The organism is Azospirillum cavernae (assembly GCF_003590795.1).
In the GTDB taxonomy this organism is placed as follows: domain Bacteria; phylum Pseudomonadota; class Alphaproteobacteria; order Azospirillales; family Azospirillaceae; genus Azospirillum; species Azospirillum cavernae.
Genome location: NZ_QYUL01000002.1, coordinates 1560653 through 1579581, shown reverse-complemented (window position 1 = coordinate 1579581; position 18929 = coordinate 1560653). Strand labels below are relative to the sequence as shown.

18 protein-coding genes are annotated in these 18929 nt (G+C 63.6%); 11 read left to right on the top strand and 7 right to left on the bottom strand.

Annotated features, from left to right (window positions below):
* The first annotated feature begins 18 nt into the window (after positions 1 to 18).
* Positions 19 to 378 carry a hypothetical protein gene (locus D3877_RS29520; RefSeq protein ID WP_147395232.1) on the top strand — a complete coding sequence of 120 codons (360 nt, stop codon included), beginning with the start codon at positions 19 to 21 and terminating at the stop codon, positions 376 to 378.
* A 197-nt stretch (positions 379 to 575) separates the two neighbouring features.
* Here D3877_RS29520 and phbB read toward each other — a convergent pair whose 3' ends face one another.
* From phbB to D3877_RS18940, 3 genes are all read right to left on the bottom strand, one after another.
* Positions 576 to 1298: an acetoacetyl-CoA reductase gene (gene phbB, locus D3877_RS18950; protein WP_119832223.1), complete on the bottom strand. Its 723-nt coding sequence runs from the start codon at positions 1296 to 1298 to the stop codon at positions 576 to 578.
* Positions 1299 to 1444: 146 nt separating this feature from the next.
* Positions 1445 to 2620, bottom strand: coding sequence for an acetyl-CoA C-acetyltransferase (locus D3877_RS18945; RefSeq protein WP_119832222.1), 1176 nt, complete (start codon positions 2618 to 2620; stop codon positions 1445 to 1447).
* Between the two features lie 112 nt (positions 2621 to 2732).
* Positions 2733 to 3977 (bottom strand): alpha/beta fold hydrolase, encoded by a 1245-nt coding sequence (locus D3877_RS18940; RefSeq protein ID WP_119832221.1) that lies wholly within the window; start codon positions 3975 to 3977, stop codon positions 2733 to 2735.
* A 539-nt stretch (positions 3978 to 4516) separates the two neighbouring features.
* On the opposite strand from D3877_RS18940, the gene phaR reads away from it, so the two are divergent.
* The 7 genes from phaR to D3877_RS18905 all read left to right on the top strand — a co-directional run bounded on the left by phaR (position 4517) and on the right by D3877_RS18905 (position 11584).
* Positions 4517 to 5134, top strand: a complete 618-nt coding sequence (gene phaR / locus D3877_RS18930) for a polyhydroxyalkanoate synthesis repressor PhaR (protein ID WP_119832219.1) — start codon at positions 4517 to 4519, stop codon at positions 5132 to 5134.
* Positions 5135 to 5333: 199 nt separating this feature from the next.
* Positions 5334 to 5546, top strand: a complete 213-nt coding sequence (locus D3877_RS18925) for a hypothetical protein (protein WP_147395231.1) — start codon at positions 5334 to 5336, stop codon at positions 5544 to 5546.
* Between the two features lie 300 nt (positions 5547 to 5846).
* Positions 5847 to 6173: an ATP-dependent Clp protease adapter ClpS gene (gene clpS / locus D3877_RS18920; protein ID WP_119832217.1), complete on the top strand. Its 327-nt coding sequence runs from the start codon at positions 5847 to 5849 to the stop codon at positions 6171 to 6173.
* Between the two features lie 8 nt (positions 6174 to 6181).
* Complete coding sequence (gene clpA, locus D3877_RS18915; protein ID WP_119832216.1) at positions 6182 to 8500, top strand: ATP-dependent Clp protease ATP-binding subunit ClpA; 2319 nt, start codon at positions 6182 to 6184, stop codon at positions 8498 to 8500.
* A 145-nt stretch (positions 8501 to 8645) separates the two neighbouring features.
* The gene (locus tag D3877_RS18910; protein ID WP_199720838.1) at positions 8646 to 9470 is read left to right on the top strand and encodes an NAD kinase; all 825 of its coding nucleotides are present in this window, start codon (positions 8646 to 8648) and stop codon (positions 9468 to 9470) included.
* 73 nt (positions 9471 to 9543) lie between these two features.
* The gene (locus tag D3877_RS29920; protein WP_158599946.1) at positions 9544 to 9720 is read left to right on the top strand and encodes a hypothetical protein; all 177 of its coding nucleotides are present in this window, start codon (positions 9544 to 9546) and stop codon (positions 9718 to 9720) included.
* Positions 9721 to 9904: 184 nt separating this feature from the next.
* Positions 9905 to 11584 (top strand): methyl-accepting chemotaxis protein, encoded by a 1680-nt coding sequence (locus tag D3877_RS18905; protein WP_119832214.1) that lies wholly within the window; start codon positions 9905 to 9907, stop codon positions 11582 to 11584.
* 15 nt (positions 11585 to 11599) lie between these two features.
* Here D3877_RS18905 and D3877_RS18900 read toward each other — a convergent pair whose 3' ends face one another.
* A complete protein-coding gene (locus tag D3877_RS18900) occupies positions 11600 to 12475 on the bottom strand; it encodes an N-formylglutamate amidohydrolase (protein WP_119832213.1) in 876 nt (291 codons plus the stop codon).
* A gap of 236 nt (positions 12476 to 12711) precedes the next feature.
* Here D3877_RS18900 and D3877_RS18895 point away from each other — a divergent pair, with 236 nt between their 5' ends.
* Positions 12712 to 13665 (top strand): M14 family metallopeptidase, encoded by a 954-nt coding sequence (locus D3877_RS18895; RefSeq protein ID WP_238474959.1) that lies wholly within the window; start codon positions 12712 to 12714, stop codon positions 13663 to 13665.
* A 140-nt stretch (positions 13666 to 13805) separates the two neighbouring features.
* On the opposite strand, the gene D3877_RS18890 is transcribed toward D3877_RS18895, so the two are convergent.
* A complete protein-coding gene (locus D3877_RS18890; RefSeq protein ID WP_119832211.1) occupies positions 13806 to 14309 on the bottom strand; it encodes a CreA family protein in 504 nt (167 codons plus the stop codon).
* A gap of 538 nt (positions 14310 to 14847) precedes the next feature.
* On the opposite strand from D3877_RS18890, the gene D3877_RS18885 reads away from it, so the two are divergent.
* On the top strand, positions 14848 to 15717 hold the full coding sequence (locus D3877_RS18885; RefSeq protein ID WP_119832210.1) for a class I SAM-dependent methyltransferase: 870 nt from the start codon (positions 14848 to 14850) through the stop codon (positions 15715 to 15717).
* A gap of 108 nt (positions 15718 to 15825) precedes the next feature.
* Here the strand turns inward: D3877_RS18885 and D3877_RS18880 are convergent, their stop codons facing one another.
* Together D3877_RS18880 and D3877_RS18875 are read right to left on the bottom strand one after the other, a co-directional pair.
* The gene (locus D3877_RS18880; RefSeq protein ID WP_119832209.1) at positions 15826 to 16839 is read right to left on the bottom strand and encodes a DUF6352 family protein; all 1014 of its coding nucleotides are present in this window, start codon (positions 16837 to 16839) and stop codon (positions 15826 to 15828) included.
* A 43-nt stretch (positions 16840 to 16882) separates the two neighbouring features.
* Positions 16883 to 17836, bottom strand: coding sequence for an alpha/beta fold hydrolase (locus tag D3877_RS18875; protein WP_119832208.1), 954 nt, complete (start codon positions 17834 to 17836; stop codon positions 16883 to 16885).
* A 638-nt stretch (positions 17837 to 18474) separates the two neighbouring features.
* Between D3877_RS18875 and D3877_RS18870 the strand changes: the two genes are divergently transcribed.
* On the top strand, positions 18475 to 18924 hold the full coding sequence (locus D3877_RS18870) for a MaoC family dehydratase (protein WP_119832207.1): 450 nt from the start codon (positions 18475 to 18477) through the stop codon (positions 18922 to 18924).
* The last annotated feature ends 5 nt before the right edge of the window (positions 18925 to 18929 follow it).

The window sequence follows — 18929 nt, the reverse complement described above, 5'->3', positions numbered from 1 at the left end:
CTCCAACTACCGTGAATCATGGCGAAAAAACAAACGCAAGCCTTCGATTCAGATTTCACGCGCGATACTCTAATTCATGCCGATCAGGCTGCAATGGATTTGATGCATGATCGAGCAACCCGAGATCTGGGCGAACGGAAAATTCTTGAAGCTGCTCACGTTGCCCGGATTATGAGCGATCAAGTTAGTATTGCATGGTTTTGTGCCGATGCACTTCGCCAACATTTTCGAGGAGATTTTTCAGATAGCATCAAGATGCGCGAAGCATTCAAAAAATTTTCGCAGCTAAGTGAACCGTTCCACACGAATTTTTCTGAAAATCAACGAGATTTCTACGCTTCTCGTCAAGACAATGCAAAACAACACCCTATTAAATAGATTTCATTTGGCGCACAGCCAATGTCCGCTCTTTGCGCAAAGCAGACCTTCACCAACCCAAACCGCCAACACCCATCCCCATCCATCTGTGTCTATCTGTGTTCATCGGTGTCAAAAAACAAAACCCCTCCCCCGCGTGACCACGGGGAAGGGGATTCGCTTTTCTCAATCCCAATCGGCCAAAAAGCCGACCGCGATCAATACATGTGCTGGCCGCCGTTGACCGACAGGGTCGAGCCGGTCATGAAACCGTTGTCGTCGGCGACGAGATACAGCACCGCCTTGGCGATTTCCGACGCGCGGCCCAGACGGCCGACCGGGATGCGGGCGACGATCTTTTCCAGCACGTTGGCGGGGACCGCGCGCACCATGTCGGTGTCGATGTAGCCCGGCGCGATGGCGTTCACGGTGATGCCCTTGGCGGCGCTTTCCTGCGCCAGGGCCTTGGTGAAGCCATGGATGCCCGACTTGGCGGCGGCGTAGTTGACCTGACCGTACTGACCGGCCTGACCGTTCACCGAGCCGATGTTGACGATGCGGCCAAAATTCCGCTCGCGCATGCCGTCGATGACGTTGCGGCACATGTTGAAGCAGGAGGACAGGTTGGTGTGGATCACCGCTTCCCACTGCTCATAGGTCATGCGGTGCATGACGCCGTCGCGGGTGATGCCCGCGTTGTTGACGAGGACGTCGACCGGGCCGAGATCGGCCACGATCTTGGCGAGGCCGTCCTTGCAGGCCTCAAAGCTCGACACGTCGAACTTGTAGGCCGGGATGCCGGTGCGGGCGGTGAATTCCTTCGCCGCTTCGTCGTTTCCGGCGTAGGTGGCGGCGACGCTGTAACCGGCGTCTTTCAGGCCGACGGCGACCGCCTCGCCAATGCCGCGAGTGCCACCCGTAACGACTGCAACACGAGCCATGGTATTTCTCCCCAGTTTCTGTTTGGTTTGTTTGGTTGGCTTGTTTTTGTTCTTGGAACCCCCACACCCAGCGTCGTCAGAACCACGCGCGAGACGGATGCGGGTCGAACCGTCGCCCCGATTGAGGCGACGGCCCGGTGTCTTGCTTAGTCGCGCTCAACGCAGAGCGCGATGCCCATGCCGCCGCCGATGCACAGCGTGGCGAGGCCCTTCTTGGCGTCGCGCTTCTGCATTTCGAACAGCAGCGTCGTCAGAACGCGCGCGCCCGAGGCGCCGACCGGGTGGCCGAGCGCGATGGCGCCGCCGTTGACGTTGACCTTGCTGAGGTCCCAGCCCAGGTCCTTGTTGACCGACAGCGCCTGAGCGGCGAACGCCTCGTTCGCTTCGATCAGGTCGAGGTCGTCCACGGTCCAACCGGCCTTCTTCAGCGCCAGACGCGACGCCGGGATCGGACCCGTGCCCATGACCGACGGATCGACGCCAGCGGTCGCCCACGACACGATGCGGGCCAGCGGGGTGACGCCGCGCTTGGCGGCGTTCTCGGCGCTCATCAGCACCAGGGCGGCGGCGCCGTCGTTGATGCCCGAGGCGTTGCCAGCGGTGACGGTGCCGTCCTTGGAGAAGGCCGGGCGCAGCTTGGCCAGCGATTCCGCCGTGGTGCCATGCTTGGGATACTCATCGTCCGACACGACGACGTCGCCCTTGCGGCCCTTGATCGTCACCGGAACGATTTCGTCCTTGAAACGACCGGCCTTCTGGGCGGCTTCAGCCTTCTGCTGCGAGGCGGCGGAGAAGGCGTCCTGCTCCTCACGGGTCAACTGCCACTGGGTGGCGATGTTTTCCGCCGTGGTGCCCATGTGGTAGCCCTTGAAGGCGTCGGTCAGGCCATCGACCAGCATGGTGTCGACCAGCGACGCCGTGCCCATCTTGGTGCCGTTGCGCATGTGCATCGTGTGCTGCGCCTGGCTCATGCTCTCCTGGCCACCGGCGACGATGATGTCGGCGTCGCCGTTCTTGATCGCCTGGAAGCCGAGCGCGACGGCGCGCAGGCCCGAACCGCAGAGCTGGTTGATGCCGAACGCGGTCGCTTCGACCGGAATGCCCGAATTCACAGCGGCCTGACGGGCCGGGTTCTGCCCCTGACCGGCGGTCAGAATCTGACCCAAAATGACCTCGTTGACTTCCGCCGCGTCGGTTTTGGCGCGGGCCAGCGCCTCACGGATCGCGGTCTCGCCCAGAACATGGGCGGGAACGGCGCTGAGGGCGCCGTTGAAGCTGCCGATGGGCGTGCGCGCGGCACCGGCGATGACAACCACGGTCATGGTAACGCTCCTCGATATGGGACGGTTTTATTATGGCGCTGGTGGAACGCTTGCAGTGAAGACACCTTAAAGTGTGAAAGCGGCCCAATGCAAGATGTCACAACGACCCCGGCTATCCTGTCGCAGCGAGCCAATCGGCCAATGGCCGCCACACCCCGGTCTCCGCTCCGGCGCTCACCACCATGCCAATATGACCCAATGGCGGCACGATCATTTCGGCGCCGGGTATCACTTTTGGCAGAGCCATCGCCGAGGCGGGCGGCACGATGCGGTCACGCTCGGGGATTAGGGCCAGCGTCGGCACGCGGATGCGCGACGGATCGACCGGCAGGCCGCCGACCAGCCAGTTGCCCGTGACCGTGTCGTTGCGCCCATACCAACCGGCCAGCGCGTCGCGCGCCACCGCCGCGACCAACGGCACGCCGTCGTTCAACCAATCCTCCAACGCGACGAAGGCGACGGCGGCGCGGCTGGCCGGATCCATGCGCGCGAACTGGCCGAACTTCTTCAGCGCCAGCATCGGATCCAATTGGGTGAACAGCGCCTGAAGGGCGTCGGTCGGCAACTCCCCCCAATGGTCCAGCGCCGGGCCGAAGGGTTGGAACAGGGCGGCGGCGCGCTTGGCCGTGGTCGCGTCCTCCGCGTGGAAATCCCAGGGCGTCGCCAGCAGGCCCAACCCCGCCACCGCCTTTGGACGGCGCAACGCCAGCGCCGTGGTCAACAACCCGCCCATGCAATAGCCGACGATGGGAACCGGGCGCCCGGTCTCCTCGACGATGGCGTCGAGCGCGCGCTCCAGACGCCCGGCGATGTAGTCGGTCAGGGTGAAGCGGCGCTCCAGCGGCCCCGGCGTTCCCCAATCAATCAGCAGCGGACGGACGCCATGCCCGGCCAGCCAGCGCATCAGGCTTTTGCCCGGCGACAGATCCAAGATGTAATGACGGTTGACCAGCGACGGCACGAACAAGGCCGGGCGCCCGCCCGGCGGGCCGTAATCCAGCAGGCGCGTCGCCCCTTCGCGCCAAACCACCGGCGGGTCGGGCAAATCGCGGTGGTAGGGATGTTGGCGGTAACGCTCGATCCCGGTCAGCACCGAATCGATCCGCCGCCGCATCTCGCGGTCCACCGCGTGGCGCAGATCCTCAGCGCCCTGGGGCTGGCTTTCGGCGTGGGCGAACTGTTGGCGCAGCTCCTCCGCCCGCTGGCGCAGCGGCGGCTTCCATGGCAGCAAGCCGCTCTTCAAGAGCGGCAATCCGCCCGAGGAGCTGAGCAACATCGCCAGCACCGTGTTCAGATGCAGGCTGAGCGGGCGCGGCCCCCGGCGCAGCGGCGCGCCATCCGCCCGGCGCGCCGTCATCGGTGGACTCCCTTGCGGAGCGGGGGGCGGGCTGCGGCCATGCGGAATAGGGCGCCGGGTTCATGGGCTGCGGGGTGACGGGCGGGCGCGGATCCCAGCCGGTTCCGGGCGACCCGGAAAAAGCGAAACCCGCCGGTCCGAAGGCGAAGGGCGCCATCGCCGCCGCTCCCTGCCCCATCATCTGGAAAAGCCGGGCCATCATATCGGCCGCTTCAGGATCGGCGGCGGTCGCCGCCCATTGATCCTGCCACAGGTCCAGATAGCGGCGCGCCAGCGTTTCCAAAGACGGAATGTCGGAGTCGGACGGGTCGGCCATGACCCGCACTATAGGCAATCCGGCGACCGCTTGACCAGCGCCGGATGCTGCGGTCCTGAAAACGTCATCAACACGCAAAGGGCGAAACGCCGCCGCGCGCCGACGTCCAGCCCGCCCCCGCGACCGCATGACGCGGCGCAACGCTGGACAAATTGCTATCCCTTCGAGTAGTCCTAGGGACGGATCGATTTCCGCCGCACGTCCCTTCTTGAAAGATTACGCGATGGCCGACAAGGAAGACCAGAAGTCCGCTCCGATCACGATCAAGAAGTACGCCAACCGGCGGCTCTACAACACGGCCACCAGCAGCTATGTGACGCTCGATCACCTCTGTCAGATGGTTAAGGACGGGTTGGATTTCGTGGTCTATGACGCCAAGACCGGCGAGGACATCACCCGTTCCGTCCTGACGCAGATCATCGTGGAAGAGGAAAGCAAGGGGCAGAATTTGCTGCCCATCAGCTTCCTGCGCCAGTTGATCGGCTTCTACGGCGACAACATGCAGTGGGTGGTGCCGCGCTATCTGGAATATTCGATGCAGTCCTTCTCGCGCAATCAGGATCAGGTGCGCGATTATTTCCAGAACACCATCGGCGGCATCTTCCCCTTCGGTCGCCTGGACGAGGTGAGCAAGCAGAATTTGGCGATGTTCGAGCGCGCCATGCGCATGTTCACGCCCTTCGGACCGACCGGCGCGGGCGAGGAGCCTCCGGCCCCCAACGCCCGCCCCGCCGGGCCGACGCAGCCGGGACCGACCTTCGACGAGTTGCAGAAGCAGATCGACGCCTTGCAAAAGCAGATCGCCAGCATCGCCATTCCGGGCAAGCCCGAGAGCAAGTGACGGCGGCAAGCGACGGCGGCGGACGGCGGAACGGTCCAGACGCGCGCAAGAGCAGGAACAAGGGCGGGGCCAAGCACCCCGCCCTTTTTTGTTGCGCGCCTGACCGGGCAAGCGCACCGTTCCGGGGGACCAAGGGACATTGAGGGGCAGCGTTTTCTTCCACAGCGCCGGAGCGGCGCCGACCATGAAGGAATCGACGATGACCACCGAACTGACCGTCACCATCACGCTCAACGCCAGCGATCACGCCGACGTCGCCCAGTTCGAGGCGACGCTTCGGGATTGGTTGCTGCGCCAGCCGACCGTAACCCGGATGACGCTGGGCGAACCGGGCCTTCCGGACGACCATGCCTGGCGCCCGTCGCAAAAGACCACGCTCAGCACCGGGCTGTGCAACCCCTTCGCCCCGTGACCCAAAGCCGTCAGGGACGATCCGGTCGCGTGTGAAGGGGGCGCGGTCGAGAATACTCCGCTGACGATCCGCTCAATCAGGGGAACTCCGCACAGGGATTCCATCAATTGTGCGGAGTTGGAAATCGGCGCCTCCTGTGTCTTGACGGAACGCAGATCGGGGGGATCGACCAAAGAGAACAGGCAAATCTCCTCTTCCGCCACGCGGCCCCTTCCCTCAGCGCCCGGATTGCCCATATCATCCCTATATGAGAGCGCAGAGATTTATCAGGCTGCGCCGAGACGACATTTGATTGAGACCATGGGCGATTCGGACAAGCACGACAACGACGGCCCCAACAGCGGCGTGGTCATCAAGACCAAGCCGAAAACGAAAAAGCCGTCGATGTACAAGGTGTTGATGCTGAACGACGATTACACTCCGATGGAGTTCGTCGTTCTCGTTCTCGAACGTTTCTTCGCGAAGTCTCGCGAGGAAGCGACACGGATCATGCTGCATGTGCACCGTCGAGGCGTGGGGTTGTGCGGCGTGTTCACCTATGAGGTGGCGGAGACGAAAGTCACGCAGGTGATGGACTTTGCGCGCCAGAACCAGCATCCGCTGCAATGCACGTTAGAGAAGGACTAGACCCATCCATGCTGTCGCGTAACCTGGAACAGACGCTGCATCGGGCACTGGCCCACGCGAACGAGCGCAGGCACGAATACGCGACGCTCGAACATCTGCTTCTCGCGTTGACAGAAGACTCCGATGCCACCGCCGTCTTGCGCGCTTGCGGAATCGATTTGGACCGCCTGCGCGCCGAACTGACCGAATACATCGACAACGAGCTTGCGAACCTTATCACGAGCAGGCCCGACGACGCCAAGCCGACGGCTGGCTTCCAGCGGGTGCTGCAACGTGCGGCCATCCACGTCCAGTCTTCGGGGCGTGAGGAGGTGACGGGCGCCAACGTGCTCGTCGCCCTGTTCTCGGAACGCGAGAGCCACGCGGTTTACTTCCTGCAAGAGCAGGAAATGACCCGGTTCGACGCGGTGAACTATATCTCTCACGGAATCGCGAAGGCTCCAGGCCGCACGGAAACCAAGCGGGTCTCGGGCGCCGACGACGAGGCGGCGGCGGAGAAGGTCGTGAAAAAAGGCAGCGAAGCGCTCGACGCGTATTGCGTCAATCTGAACAAGAAGGCCGCCGGTGGGAAGATCGACCCGCTGATCGGACGGGAGCAGGAGGTCGAACGGACCATCCAGATCCTGTGTCGGCGCTCGAAAAACAACCCGCTCTATGTCGGCGATCCTGGCGTCGGCAAGACCGCCATCGCCGAGGGGCTGGCCCGCCGCATCGTCCAGAACGAGGTGCCGGAGGTTCTGCGCAACGCCACCATCTTCGCGCTCGACATGGGCGCGCTGCTGGCCGGCACGCGCTATCGCGGCGATTTCGAGGAGCGGCTGAAGGCCGTCGTCTCGGAGTTGGAGGCGACCGAAGGCGCGGTTCTGTTCATCGACGAGATCCACACGGTGATCGGCGCCGGGGCGACCTCCGGCGGGGCGATGGACGCCTCGAATCTGCTGAAACCGGCCTTGGCGTCGGGCGCGCTGCGCTGCATCGGCTCGACCACCTACAAGGAATACCGCACCTATTTTGAGAAGGACCGGGCGCTGGTCCGCCGCTTCCAGAAGATCGACGTCAACGAGCCATCGATCGAGGACGCGATCAAGATTCTCCAGGGCCTGAAGCCCTATTACGAGAAGCATCACAAGGTCAGCTACACCGCCGACGCCATCCGCTCCGCCGTGGAGCTGTCGGCGAAATACATCGGCGACCGCAAGCTGCCCGACAAAGCCATCGACATCATCGACGAGGTCGGGGCGGCGCAGATGCTGCTGCCTGAGAACAAGCGCAAGAAGAAGATCGGCGTGAAGGACGTGGAGGCGGTGGTCGCCAAGATCGCCCGCATCCCGCCGAAATCGGTCAGCCGCGACGACAAGGAAACGCTCCTCAATCTGGAACGCGACCTGAAAACCATGGTGTTCGGCCAGACCAAGGCCATCGACGCCCTGGTGTCGGCGATCAAGCTGGCGCGGGCCGGTTTGCGCGAACCGGAAAAGCCCATCGGCAATTACCTGTTCATCGGTCCGACCGGCGTCGGCAAGACCGAGGTGGCGCGCCAACTCGCCCTGACCTTGGGCATCGAGCTGACCCGCTTCGACATGTCCGAATATATGGAGCGACACACCGTGTCGCGCCTGATCGGCGCCCCGCCGGGTTATGTCGGCTTCGACCAGGGCGGCATGCTGACCGACGCCATCGACCAGCACCCGCATTGCGTCCTGCTGCTCGACGAGATCGAGAAGGCCCACCCGGATCTGTTCAACATCCTGTTGCAGATCATGGATCACGGCAAGCTGACCGACCACAACGGCAAGATCGTCGATTTCCGCAACGTCATCCTCGTCATGACGTCGAACGCCGGGGCCGCCGACATGGCCAAGCCGGTGATCGGCTTCGAGCGGGATCGTCGGGTCGGCGAGGACATGGAAGCGGTGGAGAAGCTGTTCACGCCGGAATTCCGCAACCGGCTGGACTCGATCATCCCCTTCGCTCCGCTGAGCCAGGAGGTCATCAGCCGCGTGGTGGACAAGTTCATCATGCAGATGGAAGCCCAGTTGGAAGACCGGGGCGTGTCCATCGAGTTGAACGACGAAGCCCGCGACTGGTTGGGCAAGAAGGGCTACGACCCGCTGTATGGCGCCCGTCCGCTGGGCCGGGTGATTCAGGAATACATCAAGAAGCCGCTGGCCGAAGAGCTTCTGTTCGGCAAGCTGACCAAGGGCGGGTTGGTCAAGGTCACGGTGAAGGACGGCAAACCCTTCTTTGAATACGCCGAGGGCAACCGCGCCAAGCGCAGTTCCAGCGACGATGATGAAGAGGGCCTGGTCAGCGAAATGGCCGAGTGATCGGACAACCATCGCGCCGATACGACGAAAGGGGGCCTTGCGGCCCCCTTTTTTATTGTCCGGCGGCGTTTTAGCGCGTCTTTTGCGGCGCACACCCGATGAGCGGCGTTTCCCCGCCCTTGCCACCTGCGCTATGGTCGGGGCCATGATCGAACCCGTCCCGCACATCGCCTTTCCCGCCCTGCCCGCTCCCGACGCGCTGCGCATGGCCTTCGTCTGCGCGGACACCGAAGAGGCGCGCGCGGCGCGGACGCGGCTGGTCCACCGCTATGGCAACGCGCCGCTGACCGACGCCGACGTCATCATCGCGCTGGGCGGCGACGGCTTTTTGCTGGAAACCCTGCACCGGGCGCTGGGGCTGAACCGGGAACGGCCCTTGCCGGTCTATGGCATGAATCGCGGTTCGGTCGGCTTCCTGCTGAACGCCTACCGCGAGGATGAGATCGCCGAACGGGTTTCCGCCTCCCAGCATGTCCAGCTCAACCCGCTGCGGATGGTCGCCACGCGGGTGAATGGCGAGCGGGTCGAGGCGCTGGGCATCAACGAGGTGTCGTTGCTGCGCGAAACCCGGCAGGCCGCCAAGCTGCGCATCACCGTGGACAAGGTGGTGCGGTTGCCGGAGTTGATCTGCGACGGCGCCCTGGTCGCCACCCCCGCTGGCAGCACCGCCTACAATTTGTCGGCCCACGGCCCCATCGTGCCGCTGGGCGCCGGGGTTCTCGCCCTGACGCCGATCAGCGCCTTCCGCCCCCGGCGCTGGCGCGGCGCCCTGTTGCCCCACACCGCCAAGATCATTTTCGACATTCTGGACGAGGGCAAACGCCCGGTCAGCGCGGTGGCCGACTTCACCGAGGTGCGCGAGGTTCTGCGGGTCGAGGTGCAGGAATGCCGCGACGTCGCCCTGACCCTGCTGTTCGACCAGGAGCTGAATTTCGAGGAACGCATCCTCAAGGAACAGTTCGCCCCCTGATGGAGCGGCGGCCACCCAATCCGTTCTGAACACCCTGGCCCGCGCCGCCGAGGGCGTCTCAATCATTGCGACGGTGCATGTCCATTTGTCGGCCTTGATCGGTCTGGCGGCCTTCGCCCAAGGGGTGATTTTCGGCCTGCTGCACCGCCGTCACCGCAGCGTCAGCGGCGTCGCCCTGGCCCATTTCTTGTTTGGCGCCTTTTCGCTGAGCGTTCTTGGACTCGATCACATTCTTTATTGGGCAAAATAGGCCCCATCACTGTTCAAAACAGAACTCCATGTCGTCAATCAAAACGCGCCAATTTGTCGCCCCAACAACAGTCGATCCGGTTGATCCCCAGATTTTCATTTTTGATGAAGAAATGATATGCATACTTCTTATGCTGGGAGAACCCGGCATAGTTTGATAATATTACGAAAACAGTGAGGAAACAATGTTCTCAAACCTCCGCATCGGCGCGCGTCTGGCGATTGGCTTCGGGTTGATCGTCGCTCTGGCCATCGCGCTTGGGCTGGTGGCGGAAACCAGCGCGGAGCGGTTGAGCGACCTCACGGCCAAGCTGTACCGGCACCCCTTCGCCGTCACCAACGCTTTGGCCAACGCCAAGACCGAAATCATCGCGATGCACCGCTCGATGAAGGACGTCGCGCTGGCCAAGTCGCAGGCCGACATCGACAAGGCCGCCGCCGACGTGAACGCGCGGGAAAAGGCCGCTTACCAGCATTTCGACATGGTAAGCGAACGCTTCCTCGGCGACAAATCCGACGTCGAGGCGGCGCGGAAAGCCTTCGCCGACTGGAAGCCGATCCGCGACGAGGTGATTCGCCTGATGAGCGCTGGAAAGCCGGACGAGGCCGCCGCGATCACCAAGGACAAGGGCGCGCGCCAAGTGGCCGAAGCCGACAGCCGCCTGCAAAAGCTGAGCGACTTCTCGCACAACAAGGCGACGTCCTTCATGCAGAACGCCCAGGCGGTCAGCGATCAGGTGGAGGCGACCATCTACGGCTCGCTGTTCGCTCTGGTACTGCTCAGCGCCGCCATCGCCGTCGTCATCACGCGGAGCATCTCCCACCCGGTCAACGCCATGACCGGCGTGATGGGCGCGTTGAGCCGCAACGAGTTGACTGTCGCCATCCCCTACGCCGAGCGGGGCGACGAGGTCGGGCTGATGGCGAAGTCGGTCGCCCATTTCAAAGACCAGTTGATCCGCGTCCACACGCTGGAAGCCGAACAGGAGGAACGCCAGCGCCAGGCCCGCGCCGACCATCTGGCCTCCATGCGCCAACTGGCCGACAGTTTTGAAAGCAGCGTCGGCAAGGTGGTGCAGACCGTCACCTCCGCCTCCACCGAGCTTCAAGCCGCCGCCAGCCAGATGGCCTCGACCGCCGACCACACCAGCCATCAGGCCACCATCGTCGCCGCGTCCGCGCAAGAGGCGTCGAGCAACGTGCAGACGGTGGCGTCGGCCACCGAAGAGCTGTCGGCCTCGATCAGCGAGATCACCGGGCAGGTCCAACGCTCGCAAAGCGTCGCCACCCGCGCCCGCGACGAGGCGGCATCGACGACCCGCCACATCCGCGCTTTGTCCGACAACGTCAGCAAGATCGGTGAGATCGTCAACCTCATCAACGCCATCGCCAGCCAAACCAACCTGTTGGCGCTGAACGCCACCATCGAAGCCGCCCGCGCTGGAGAGGCTGGCAAGGGCTTCGCCGTCGTGGCGAGCGAGGTCAAGGGGTTGGCCAGCCAGACCGCCAAGGCGACGGAGGAAATCAGCAGCCAGATTTCCGCCGTGCAGGACGGCACCAACCACGCGGTTCACGCCATCGACAGCATCAGCAAGGTGATCGGCGAGATGGGCGACATCAGCGCGTCGGTCGCGGGCGCGGTGCAGCAGCAGATGAGCGCCACGGCGGAAATCGCCCGCAACGTCGAACAGGCCGCCGTCGGCACCAACGACGTGTCGGCGAACATCGCCGCCGTCGAACACGCCGCCCGCGACACCGGCGCCGCCGCCACCCAGATCAGCGGCTCGTCGTCTGACCTGTCCAAGCAGGCCGAATATCTGCACGAGGAGGTCGCCCGCTTCCTCGCCACCGTCCGCCAAGGCTGACCCGACGCGCCCGCCCTACTCCGCCGCCTGACTCAGCAATCGGTCGGCGGCGTAGACGGCGATGCGCCCGATCAGGCCGTCGATCGCCGCCTTGAGCGCGGCGAAACCCTCGTGCCGCTCCAGCGTCTCTTCGTTCATGTAGAGGCGGCGGTTGATCTCCAACTGGATCGAATGACGGCCCCGCGCCGGATCACCGTAGCGCGCCACCAGTTCCACCCCCTTGTAAGGGTTGTTCAGCGCCACCCGATAGCCATAGCCGCGCAGCGTGTCCGCCACCAGTTGGACGAAGCCCGCCTCGCTGGTCGCGCCGTCGCGGTCGCCGATGACGAAGTCGGCCAGCACCGGCTCGGCGGCGCTTGAGCCGGACAGCCCCAGAACAGACGGCATGGAGTGGCAGTTGACGTGCCAGACCGCGCCAAAGCGTCCGGCCAGCCCGTCGAGAATCTGGCTCATCTGGCTGTGGTAGGGCCGGTAATAGCGCCCGATCCGCTCCTCCACATCGGCGACCGACAGCTTGCCGTCATACAGCGGCAAGCCGGGTCGCAGCAGGCTGCGAATCAGCCCGGCCCCGACCGCGCTGCGCCCGGTCGGATTCAGCGGAGCGGGCCAAGCCTCGTCGAGCAACGCCGGGTCGATGTCGTCCACCGCGCGGTTGACGTCGATGCACACACGGGGAAACAGCGCGCACAGCAGCGTCGCGCCATGATCGGGGGCGCTGGCGAACAGCTCCTCGACATGGCTGTCCTCGGCGTGGCGCAGCAACCCCAGCGGACAGGCGAAACGGATGTCGGGCGGGTAAACCCGTCCGCTGTGCGGCGAATCGAACAGGATGGGCAAACGCCGCCCCGGCGGATCGTTGCGGACCAGAACGTCCTCGATCACCAAACTCATGCCAGCCTTCCCGTCCGCATTCCCGACCGACCCGCGACGCTGCGCCGCAACACGTCGACCGCCCCTATAACCCAAGCGTCAACCCGTCGTCGATGCGAAATCGTCACACGGACGCCGCCAAACCGCAACAGAGTCGAAACCATCGCGGAGCCAAGACGGCCCGGCTCGCCCCACTGGCGCGGCGGCGTTCGCTTCGCCATACTGGCGACTCCAGGCAACCATGCCGAGCCGACCTCGTGACCGACCCTCTGTTCGCCCCCATCGAGCTGACGCCGCCCGACATCGCGCCCCACCGGCGCGGCAACACGGGGATCGAGCACGTCACCAGCCTGACCTCGGAGGAGCCGGGGCCGCATGTCGTGCTCAACGCGCTGGTGCATGGCAACGAGATTTCCGGGGCCATCGCGCTCGATTCCCTGTTGCGCCTGCGGCTGAAACCCCGGCGCGGGCGGCTGACCTTCGTGTTCGCCAACACCGATGCCTATCGGTTGTTCGACCGGCAAAACCCCTACGCCTCGCGCTTCATCGACGAGGATTTCAACCGGATCTGGTCGCCCGAGCATCTCGACGGGCGGCGCGACAGCGCCGAACTGCGCCGCGCCCGGCAATTGCGCCCGGTCTATCAATCCGCCGACCTGCTGCTCGACCTGCATTCGATGACCGCCGACACCGCGCCGCTGACCCTGTGCGGACGGACCACGCGCGGGCGCGATCTGGCGTTGGGGTTGGCTCATCCGGCCTGGGTGGTCGCCGACGACGGCCACGCCGGGGGGCGGCGGTTGATCGATTTCGGCGCCTTCGCCGAACCAGAGGGCGCGCGCACGGCGATCCTGGTGGAATGCGGCCAGCATTGGCGGGCCGACACCGCCGTCGTCGCGCTGGAAAGCTGCCTGCGCCTGCTGCGCGGGTTGGAGATGATCGACGAGTCGGTGGGGCCGCGCTTGCTGCCGCGCGCCGATCCGCAACGGCTGGTCGACATCACCGACGTCATCACGGCGGACAGCGACCTGTTCCGCTTCACCGCCCCCTTCGCCGGGTTGGAAGTGATCGGACGGGCCGGAACCACCATCGGCTGGGACGGCGACCGGGCGATCCGCACCCCCTACGACGATTGCGTCCTCATCATGCCCGCGCGCCGGGTCAAGGCCGGACAGACCGCCGTGCGGCTGGGGCGAATCGTGACGCTCTGAAAATCCGCAAGCCCCCTCCCCGGCCCTCCCCCGCGTTGCGGGAGAGGGAGGCTTGAGCCTTGTCGAGCAGCGGCGGAGTTCCCTCTCCCGCGCAGCGGAGGAGGGTTAGGGAGGGGGCGAAACGCTGAGGGGGGCGCCGTTCACTTCGCCGCCGGTTTTCCCTTGGTCCATTGGGCGTTGGCGCTGAACAACGGCACGGTGGAGATCGACATTTTGGCCGAGGCGTTCGTCACCTGACGGCTGTAAACGACGTAAACCAGCGTGTCGTTGACGCGGTCATAGATGCGCCGGATCGCCACCGATTTGAAGATCAGGCTTTTGCGTTCGGAAAACACCTCTTCGCCCTTGGGCGACAATTCGATGTCGCCGACCGTCACCGCCCCGGTCTGGCGGCAAGCGATGGAGGCGTTGGACGGATCCTCGAACCAATTGCCCTTGGACAGCCGGTCGATCAGGCTGCGGTCGAAATCGACCAGATGGCAGGTGACGCCCTTCACCTTCGGATCCTCGACGGCCTGGATTTCCAACCCGTTGCCGGTCCAGTCGTTGGAAAAGCGCCCGACCACGGAATCGGCGGCGGCGGGACGGGCGAGGCTCGCCACCGCCAGCGCGGCCAGCAAGGCAAAGGACGACAGGCTGCGCATGACGGGGAAAACTCCCTGCGACTCCAGGAAAAGCGCTGGTGTCGCCTCTTAGGCTCAATCGTTATACGAATTGGGACGATACGCTGCACATGATGAACAGGCAAGTGACCTGAGGAATCGCAAAAAACTCCAGCCAACAAACCTCTCAACGTCACACATCAACAGTTGGCGCATGAAGAATACAGAGTGCGCCTGCGCCTCAGCCTGCGTCGCTGATCACACTAGAAAGATGGCTCTGGGCCGAATCGTTTCACCGCACACCCAAAATGACAAGGGCGCTCCTCGTCCCCGGCAGCGACGCCCAAGTTGCCTGACCGATAAAGATTTCTTGTCCCCCGATCACCTCACCCAACGGATCTGTGGCCGACGCTGAACATCAGCCATAGCTTCCCCGAAGCCCATATAGCTGGATCTTTTGATCCCAATGAGGGAAACTCACACTCAATTTTTTCCGTTGCAAAATAATAAAAAATGCTCCAAATGAGAGATATTGTTTTTCTGGCAATGAAACCATCATAGATACGAGGAGTATTATAATATGCAGAAAATTGATCAAACCGATAGAACCTTAAACTCCCTTGAAAAATTAGCAAATAAACACAAGGCGTCAAAATCCTCTCATGATTATCTTCGCCGTTATGAAGCGCACTTAGGAAGCAAGCGCAACTCTATCCAAAGAGTTCTTGAAATTGGCCTACGCGCTCCTCATCAAGAAAAGACTGGCGCATCAATTCACATGTGGCGCGATTATTTCCCGAACGCAACCATTTATGGCTGTGATATCAATCCTGATTGCCTGGACTTGATGAGTGAACGGGTGGTTGTCGAGATTTTCAACTCCGCAGACCCGAGCGCCGCACGCCGATTCGTAGAACAACATGGCGGAGATTTTGATCTTATCATTGATGATGGGAGCCACTGGTACAAGGATCAGATCAACACATTCCTGAACTTCTTCCCACTCCTAAAGAATGGCGGCCTCTATGTCGTTGAAGACATGATATCTGGAGATGGTCCCCATCGATACCTTGCCACCAATGCCTTCAAAGAGCTTGTCGACGCCATAAATGTGCTGCCGCCGACCGTCAGCACAGGTCATTGGCACAACTTTAAATCACTTCCGCCAGAATATCCAGAAATCATGAAATGCGTGACAGGCATTTCTTTTTATCGATTTATCTCTTTTATTGAAAAAGGGAACAACCCCGGAGACAACAAATACATGATGGAAATGCCGATTGACAAAACACTGATTGAGCATACAACAGCAAGACCTGAAAACAATCTCGCGTCAAAAATTACGATGGCTTTTAATATCTTCGCAGACAGCAGAAAGCGCTTCTTTGTGCCGTATCGGTGGGTTAAAAGCCCCAGCTTTCTGGATCGCGCGCTGAACAAAATTCGCTGACTCTGTTTTCGGCTTGGGACCTCGCCCAACATTTCCTGCTTGTCCAGGACACAGCTCGATGACGTGAAGGATGGGGGCGAGATCAGCCCTCATCAAAGCGCTCCACGCTTACCCCGCCACCGCCAGCGGCAGATTGACCAGCAGATTTTGCGGCTTCAGGCGCAGGCGGTTCTGTTCGTTCATCGCCATGCCGAGATAGACCGGGCGCCCGGCCAGATCGGGCCGCATCGCCGCCGGATCGGCGAACTCCAAACGGAACAGGGCCAGGATGCGGGCGAGCCGATCCTGCGCCACCGGAACGCCGTTGTAGAGATCGTTCAGAATCCCCGTCGCCGCGCCGTCCAGGCCGACATGCCAGACCCAGCGGTCATCCTGGATGGATTGCACCGGCTGCACCGACACCGTCACGCCCAGGAAACGCGCGACCCAAATTTCCAGCACACGGGCCAGCGCGTCCAGCCCCGCCGCCGCGAAGGTGACGTCGATCACCGTGTCGTGCCGCTCGTCACGGCCCCAATAGGCGGAATGGTTGGTTTCATCGAGAATGTCGAGATCGACCGAACGCAGGGCGGTCCCCGCCTCCACCGCCAGCCGCCCCAGACTGCCGAAGCCGCCGGAGGCCGACAGGCTTTCCACCGTTTCGGCGTCGGCCAGACGGACCCGGCCATCGGCGACCGACACAGTTTGCTCCCGAAAAAACAGCTCCCCCGCCCGCGCCCGCAGGCCGGAGCTGGTCTCGTCGAGCGCCCCGCGCAGGATGGCGTGAACGAGTTGGTCGATGAACAGCCCCGGCACGCCGCGCGCGCCCTCGCGGAACAGGCCGAGGTAACAGCCCTCCAGCGTTCCCGCCGCCAGCAGCCGGTCGCGGAAACCCAGCCAGACCCGCCAATTGTCGCGCGCGTCGTCATCCGCCAGCGCGTCGAGCAAAGGGGCTGGGACCGGGCGCGCCGGGTCGTCGAGCAACCCGGCGTGCAGCGTGTGTTCGGCGTCGCAGGCGTCCTCGGGCGGGCGCATTTCGGGCCGCAGCAGATAGGCGCGCAGGAAATCCGGCGTCACCGCCCAATGCCCCGCCGCGTCGCGGCGCAGCAAATGATGGCCCGACGCTTTCCAGAAATCGCTCATCCGTCCCACCCTCGCCCACGCGCGTTCGCCGCCCGATCCGGCGCTATCGGACGACAGGAGCGGCGGCGGACGCAAGCGTCTTGTCGAGAAAGGCGTCGATGTCGGCCCACACCCGATCCCGGATCGCGTCGCGCTCCATCAGCAATTCATGCTTGGCGTCGGCATAGTCGATCCGCGTGGCGTTGGCGAGCCGGGCGGCGACCAACCGATGGGCGTCGGCGCGCACCACGCGATCCTGAAGGGCGCTCAGCAGCAGCACCGGAACGCGCACCCGCTCCAACGGCAGAGTCGTTTTCACCTCGTCTTCCGCCGCCAAGGCCGCCGCGATCCAACCATAGCTGACGCCGCCAACCCGCAAGGCGGGCTGGGCGGCAAAGGGGCCGTGAAAGGCGGCGTAGCGCCGGGGATCGGAGGTGATCGAATTGTCGGGCCGGAACCGGCCATCCGCCGGGTGGTAATCCCGCTGACCCAGGGCATAGCGCTCGCCCCAACCGCAGGCGACGCCCAACGCCGCCAGCCAACCCGCCAGAACGCGCGGCAACGGGCCGAAATGAATGGCGTGCATCGGGGCCGACAGAATGGCGGCGGCGCAATAGGCCTCCGCGTCCTCGGCGTGCCGAGCCAACGCCAACGTGGCGACCAGCCCGCCCATCGAATGGGCCAGCAGCAGCAGCGGCCCGTCCCCGGCGCAGAGGCGCGCCACCCGCTCCACCATCTCGTCCAGATCATCGACCAGACGGGCGAAGTCGGTCAGATGGTGGATTTGCCGGTTGGCCAGCGGACGATCCGATAGGCCCTGGTTGCGCCAATCGAAGGTGACGACCTGAAAGCCGCGCGCCACCAGCCCCTCGGCGGTTTCCGCGTATTTCTCGATGAACTCGGCCCGCCCGGTCAGCACCAGAATGGTGGCGCGCGGCGCGTCCGCCGTCCGCCAGCGCGCCCAGCGCAGCCGCGTTCCGTCGCGCAGCCGCAGCGCGTCAAAGACCGGCGCCCCCATCCTCAATCCCCCATGCCCGGACCCGCCACGCTGGCGCGGTCGCTGCGGAGCGGGATTGAAACAGCCCGCCGCCCGTCCGTCCACCGCCAAACGGCGCCGCTGTTTCCCGCGTGCCGCCAAGTCCCGGCAGCGGCATGGTGTCGCAGCGACGCGCCTTTTCAAGTAACGGTCGGCTCCGACAAAGGTCATCGTCCGAGTCGCGCGACTTTGCGGCAGCGCAATGCATATTTTGTTGCACCAACGAACAAACAGTCCCGAATCAGCCTTTTTGTTGCAACAGCGCGGTCATTGGTGGACAGGATGTTGCGTAAAACGGACCATCCGCCCCTTGCGCGGCGCGCCTGACGGCACAGCCACGACGTTTCACGCTAAGTGATTGGACAATATGATGTTCTATGACCGCCTCGGCCTTATGAAGTAATCACGTCGCCGCGATGACGTTTTCGTTGCCCCCATAACTTTGTGGCGGCGGAGACGCAGAGGCCGTCAATCGGGTGGAACCTTGGTAAAACCGTTAGAGATTTTTTTGCTTTTTTGCCGGACACATGATGCCATTCGCGTCATTGCACTGCACATGATGCGTTGCGATATAGTGTGCATCGCGCCGGAAGACGGCGCCGAAAAAAGGGAAGTGCGTGATGGACGATGTGCGTCAGGTCCGTAAGGACATCGAGGGCTACTGCATTGAAGACCTCGCCGTCGGCATGACGGCGTCATTCGCCAAGACCGTGACGGAAGCGGACATCGTCCTGTTTGCCGGCATTTCGGGTGACACCAACCCCGTCCACCTGAACCAGGAATACGCCGCTGGCACCATGTTCCAGGGCCGCATCGCCCATGGCATGCTGACCGTCGGCTTCATCTCCGCCGTTCTGGGCACCAAGCTGCCCGGCCCGGGGGCGATCTACATGTCGCAGAACCTGAAGTTCAAGGCCCCGGTCCGCGCCGGCGACACCGTCACCGCCCGCGCCACCGTGACCGAGATGATCCCGGAAAAGCGCCGCGTCGTCATGCGCACCGTCTGCACCGTCGGCGAGACGGTGGTGGTCGAAGGCGAGGCGATGCTGATGGTCCCCTCGCGCGGCTGATCGCC

Excerpts from the sequence above, each read along its gene's own strand:
- phbB (WP_119832223.1), bottom strand. The coding sequence starts at position 1,298 with ATGGCTCGTGTTGCAGTCGTTACGGGTGGCACTCGCGGCATTGGCGAG.
- D3877_RS18900 (WP_119832213.1), bottom strand. The coding sequence starts at position 12,475 with ATGAGTTTGGTGATCGAGGACGTTCTGGTCCGCAACGATCCGCCGGGG.
- phaR (WP_119832219.1), top strand. The coding sequence starts at position 4,517 with ATGGCCGACAAGGAAGACCAGAAGTCCGCTCCGATCACGATCAAGAAG.
- D3877_RS18880 (WP_119832209.1), bottom strand. The coding sequence starts at position 16,839 with ATGAGCGATTTCTGGAAAGCGTCGGGCCATCATTTGCTGCGCCGCGAC.
- clpA (WP_119832216.1), top strand. The coding sequence starts at position 6,182 with ATGCTGTCGCGTAACCTGGAACAGACGCTGCATCGGGCACTGGCCCAC.
- D3877_RS18885 (WP_119832210.1), top strand. The coding sequence starts at position 14,848 with ATGCAGAAAATTGATCAAACCGATAGAACCTTAAACTCCCTTGAAAAA.
- D3877_RS18925 (WP_147395231.1), top strand. The coding sequence starts at position 5,334 with ATGACCACCGAACTGACCGTCACCATCACGCTCAACGCCAGCGATCAC.
- D3877_RS18890 (WP_119832211.1), bottom strand. The coding sequence starts at position 14,309 with ATGCGCAGCCTGTCGTCCTTTGCCTTGCTGGCCGCGCTGGCGGTGGCG.
- D3877_RS18940 (WP_119832221.1), bottom strand. The coding sequence starts at position 3,977 with ATGACGGCGCGCCGGGCGGATGGCGCGCCGCTGCGCCGGGGGCCGCGC.
- D3877_RS18910 (WP_199720838.1), top strand. The coding sequence starts at position 8,646 with ATGATCGAACCCGTCCCGCACATCGCCTTTCCCGCCCTGCCCGCTCCC.
- D3877_RS18945 (WP_119832222.1), bottom strand. The coding sequence starts at position 2,620 with ATGACCGTGGTTGTCATCGCCGGTGCCGCGCGCACGCCCATCGGCAGC.
- D3877_RS29520 (WP_147395232.1), top strand. The coding sequence starts at position 19 with ATGGCGAAAAAACAAACGCAAGCCTTCGATTCAGATTTCACGCGCGAT.
- clpS (WP_119832217.1), top strand. The coding sequence starts at position 5,847 with ATGGGCGATTCGGACAAGCACGACAACGACGGCCCCAACAGCGGCGTG.
- D3877_RS18870 (WP_119832207.1), top strand. The coding sequence starts at position 18,475 with ATGGACGATGTGCGTCAGGTCCGTAAGGACATCGAGGGCTACTGCATT.
- D3877_RS18905 (WP_119832214.1), top strand. The coding sequence starts at position 9,905 with ATGTTCTCAAACCTCCGCATCGGCGCGCGTCTGGCGATTGGCTTCGGG.
- D3877_RS18875 (WP_119832208.1), bottom strand. The coding sequence starts at position 17,836 with ATGGGGGCGCCGGTCTTTGACGCGCTGCGGCTGCGCGACGGAACGCGG.